Origin of the sequence: Halomonas sp. DQ26W (assembly GCF_003339685.1) — a bacterium.
Lineage (GTDB): Bacteria > Pseudomonadota > Gammaproteobacteria > Pseudomonadales > Halomonadaceae > Halomonas.
Map to the genome: position 1 here is coordinate 1 of NZ_QPKI01000070.1, position 1,139 is coordinate 1,139.

General features: G+C 59.7%; 1 protein-coding gene. It reads right to left on the reverse strand.

Annotation, left to right across the window (positions count from 1 at the left end; all coding sequences use genetic code 11):
* Positions 1–695 precede the first annotated feature (695 nt).
* Positions 696–929, reverse strand: a complete 234-nt coding sequence (locus tag DU490_RS16945) for a hypothetical protein (RefSeq protein ID WP_114575386.1) — start codon at positions 927–929, stop codon at positions 696–698.
* Positions 930–1,139 lie beyond the last annotated feature (210 nt).

Sequence of the window (1,139 nt, forward strand, 5' to 3'; positions counted from 1 at the left end):
GGAGGCCTTCGGCCTCCAGTCGTGATCTAAAGATACTCCAACAGATGATTACCTCTCCTTTGGTGGAGAGGGGCGCTGTTGGAGCGCTGCTCCGCATCGCGACTGGCGCCGTCAGGCGCCTTGGCGGAGTCCACGGCGTTGGCGAGGTCGCCGGCACTGGCAACACCGCCGGGAGTCCTGCGCCCTCCAGTCGTGATCTAAAGATACTCCAACAGATGATTACCTCTCCTTTGGTGGAGAGGGTCGCTGTTGGAGCGCTGCTCCGCATCGCGACTGGCGCCGTCAGGCGCCTCGGCGGAGGCTGAAACGCCGGTGATGGACGCGAACCTCGGCAACACCGCCGGGAGGCCTTCGGCCTCCAGTCGTGATCTAAAGATACTCCAACAGATGATTACCTCTCCTTTGGTGGAGAGGGTCGCTGTTGGAGCGCTGCTCCGCATCGCGACTGGCGCCGCCAGGCGCCTTGGCGGAGGCTGAAACGCTGGCAGTGGTCGCCGGCATTGGCAACACCGCCGGGAGGCCTGCGGCCTCTTCACGCCAGTCTGCGTAGAACCTGATTTTTAGCGGGCCGGCGTGACGTTCGGGGCCGGTTAGAGGCTCGGTGTCTGGTATCTGATACAACGTCCCGGACAGGTTGAGTAGCTGCGGGCCGGATTATTCGGCCCGCTCTTCATTCTGAGTGAAGCTGCACCAACTCAGCTGTCGCTTCTCTCGCTGTGATGCCCACGGGCGATCAGCTCATCGGCCAGCGCACGCGCGGCCAAGGCGAATTCCACGCGTGCGGCGGACAGCGCGCTGAGGTCCTTCGAACCGCCGTCTAGTTCCAGGCTATCGAGTTGAATCTTGGCTTGGGCCAGCCGCTGCTTCAGGCTGTGCGTCGGCATGGGGTCGGAGGGAGTTAGGTTGTCGAATATGTTCCGGATGCTCATTTTTTCGTCTCCACAACGCCGCCAGCTACAAAGATGTCTCAGATTGTAGCGGTTTGTCACTTGCCAAATCGTTACCTGCTGGTCAGGTTATCCCTGGATATTCATGAGGGAGTGCTGAAAACGAAGATAGCGAATGGTAAACTCAATAGAATCAGTCAGTTCCGGCAAGAACACGATTCCAAGAGGCCATTCGCTATGGGTGAAATCGTA